A 3,684-nucleotide genomic window follows, 5' to 3' on the forward strand; every position below is an offset into this window, starting at 1 on the left:
AAGCGCAGGCACCAGAATCTTTTTCCAGGTTACTCAAGCCAGAGGATTTCGTACCTTGCTGGTGCTCCGCCCTTGTGTACATTCGCTCTGCGATACTCTCAACCGCCTCATGGTCCTTGCCCCGCAGGAAACTGTCAATATCGCTTAAACTGATCACCCAGCGATCAAATTTTACCGGGGCGGCGCTGGCGCTTTCTCCCTATTGATCGCCATGAAATTGAGGCTGGGTCACAGTTGTGCTTTGGGCAGAAATCGATGGCATATTCATAGCCAGTTATGCCCTAGACTCTATGGTTCAACATTAGAGTTCAGAGTTTTGCCACAAGATAAAGTTCAAACATTGGGTTAGACGGTTTAATTATTTACAAACGGTGGTGACAGCCGCTCTTTAAACGACATTTATTATGTAATAAATAACTCCCGTATCTTCTCCAATAGCAAATTCACAGCCTTATCATGCCGGTTTATGGCAGCGATTCTGAGTGGGGTTATCGCCATCAGGGTTCCATCCTCTTCTTTAACCTCGCAAGCAGAGTACAGTACTTCCCTGGCTTCTTTGCGCTTTCCATCAGCCAGGAGCGTAGTCACGGCATCCAACAACAGCTTCATTATCTCGATATTTCCCTCTCTGGCTGCAATATACAACGGTGTTGCGCCATCTTCTTTCCGGGGTTTCTTTAGTGTCGCCATAATGGCAGCCCCCCTTTGCTCTCTCGGTAACGCTGTCAACGCTTGCATTAACTGCTTCACGCTTTGGTTATGCCCGCCCAGAACAGCACTCAAGAGCGGGAAGGCCTTAATCAGCTGATCCACGATGACCCAGTGGAAGTTATCAACAGCTGCGGTCAGTTGCGTCCTTTTGAATGTGACGACCGCACCTATCATTGCTTCGAAAGCAACAATTTGTTGTTCTGATTCCTGGTAGTTATTCGCAGTACTCAGGAATTGCTCCACAACCTTCTGTTGACCACTTTGAGCAGCGACGTGTAGCGCTGTTTCCCCGTCTTTTTTGGAGAGAGTCATTACCATCGAGACTGCCTGACAACGTTCAGATTCAGGCCAGGTCTCCAGAATTTTCAGCATCCGGGCGACAATGGTTGTTTGCCCGTTCCGGGCAGCACTCAAGATGGGGAAAGCCTTCAGAAGATCTGCTACCTGCTCCTGCCCTTTGCTGGCCACACAGGTATAGGAAAACGCGGTTTCAACGTCCTCAGCCAACAACTGGGTAACGATCTTATAGTGGCCAAGATGAGCAGCTATATAAAGCGGTGTTCTGCCGAAACTGTCTGCCGCACTCAGCACCGCCTTGGTAGCCTCCGGCTTTTTCTCCTTCGATAGACCATTCAGGGCATTCAGGAACAAGGCTACCACTTCTTCGTGCCCGGCTTGTGCAGCCCGGCAGAGCAGAGTTCTACCGTCCCGGTCCGACACATTCAGCACCAGCATGATGGTCTCAGACTTTGCGGGTTCCTTCAGTGTATTCAGGTTTTTTAGTATCTCCTCCAGAACCTTGGTTTGCCCCTCCCGGGCAGCGTGGAGAAGTGTGATTTTCATATTCTTGCTGGTAATTAACAGCCGCAGGCACGCCTCATGGCCGCTTTTGGCTGCGTAATGCAGGGGCGCAAAGCCATCATTATTCTTTTCATTGACCAGAACGCCAGCAAAGGGCAGTAACGCCTTAACGCACTCAATGTTGCCCTCTTTCGCAGCCTGGCTCAGACAAGAAAGCGGTGGTGCAGTATATACTGCTGCGGGTTCCATCGTATCAACAGGCAATGCCGGTTGTGCCAAAACCTCAGAAGTCTTATTCGATGCACCTGGTTGAGCTGCCGGAAGCTTGCTTGAACCCGGTTGCTCAAAGGCCTCTGTAATGATGGAATCAAGCCTTGCTGTTTGTGCCGGTTTTTTCAGAGCATCCCGCAGCAAAACCGCGACTGCCTGGTGGTTTTGTTGCCTGGCAAACTGGAGCGGGGTCTGCCCGCCATCGTCAGTGGCGCTCAGAAGCCTTTGAACGGCTGCCGGCCTTTCGGTTTCCGGCAGTCTATCCACAGCTTTCAGCAACTGCTCCACCACCTTGATATGACCTCCCAAGGCAGCCAGGTGAAGCGGAGTTCTCCCCGATCGGTCAGCCGTATTGATAACGGCCATGATGGAACCACCACCGGGCCTTTTTCCCTCAGGCAGTCTATCCAGAGCAGTCAGCATCGGCTCCACGGCTTTCTCATGCCCTTCCTGGGCAGCGACACCGAGGGGGTATAGGTATACCCGATCCTTGTCCGTTATATCTGATGGTGCTGCCCGGTAAGCCAACGCAGGTTCTGCCGCCAGAAAATCCTGTAACAAGTCAATCTGGTTGTTGCGACAGGCAGCCAGTATCGGGGCTTCATTCAGAGGCTTTGACTGGTCTACATATTTGTATTAATACTCAAGGATGAAAGTTATCGCTGGGTACTGATTATTACCACAAAGATAGCGCTGCATACCCTTTCGACTGAAGCTTTTTTCTTGACAAATGACGCCTACAGAGATGGTTTTTTTACTACGATAAAATAAGACATCGGACGCATGGAACCGAACTGGATTTTCAGCCCGGATTTTACTCTACCCACACAGTTAACCCGTTAGCAATTTTTGTACCACAAACTGATGCTCACACCGGAACCTCATCAAGAGCTGAATTCAGGATTGCATACAACCAGATCGTTTTTCCCGGTTCTCTTCCTGCTCATGTTGATAGATCTGTTTGTTCAGAACTTCGATCTGCGTAAGCATATGTTCAATATGCCTGTTAAGCATCAGATGCTCCTTTTCATAGGCTGGTATACCAACGAATTTTATGATCAGTACTTTTGCTGCTTCTGATGACTGAAGATAGAAATCCCTAAGCTCCATCATTTTACCCAAGTGTTGCTCTCTAAGGAGGTCTAAGTGGGAGCATTGCAGAAACTGTTCCTCCAGATATTTAGACTTGCGAACATATTCTTTCCAGTAATCACCAAACTCTTTTTCAAGAGGATCTATCTTATTCTTAACTTCACTGTTTGTAGCTGTTTGTTGACTATCACTGATATGACCCTTGTATGGTTGTAGTTTTTCTTTCAATTCATTGAATTGAGAACGAAGCTCTGCCAGCTCTAATTTAACTTGCTCAAACCGAGCCCCCATTGCTTCCAATACTCCTTTTTCCATATTTTCGCGTTCAATCGACTGTATAGCCTTGCTGTTCCCTATGTTGACGACCTCTTCCAGCTTATCCAAACGGTGATGAAAATCCTTTACCTGTAGCTCCTCAAATTGCTTCCTGACCTCCCTGAATTTTCCAGATAAATGTTTAAGCCCCAACGTTTCTAAACTGTTCAGCTCTCCCTTGATCCACTGCATCTGATTTCGACACTCTGTTATCTGACCATCCCCCCACTGATCCCCCATCAATCGTTCCATGTGAGCACTCAAATACGCTAACTTTGTTTCAGCCTCATGCGAAAGGGCATCATAAGAGGTCGTTGAAGCTACCGGCGTTGCCGCTGGATCAGCCGTCGCAAAAGACGATGAAGGCAGTGTAGCAGACTGATAAGCCGAATCTGGCTGACCGGCAGGGAGCCCACTGAAGCCCATTGAGCCATCGTCTTCTGCCACAATATTGCCATCATCTGCATGGGATGCCTCTTTAGTCCCGGTGAATGG

Annotated in this window: 2 protein-coding genes; both read right to left on the reverse strand. The window is 48.7% G+C overall.

Annotated features, from left to right (window positions below; genetic code table 11):
- Positions 1–402: 402 nt before the first annotated feature.
- Positions 403–2,391, reverse strand: coding sequence for an ankyrin repeat domain-containing protein (locus tag ACO6V1_RS22920; RefSeq protein ID WP_422460094.1), 1,989 nt, complete (start codon positions 2,389–2,391; stop codon positions 403–405).
- Between the two features lie 288 nt (positions 2,392–2,679).
- Positions 2,680–3,684: hypothetical protein (locus tag ACO6V1_RS22925; protein WP_422468798.1), on the reverse strand; the 1,005-nt coding region annotated here is incomplete at its 5' end.

Origin of the sequence: Endozoicomonas sp. ALC013, assembly GCF_049310205.1 — a bacterium.
In the GTDB taxonomy this organism is placed as follows: domain Bacteria; phylum Pseudomonadota; class Gammaproteobacteria; order Pseudomonadales; family Endozoicomonadaceae; genus Endozoicomonas.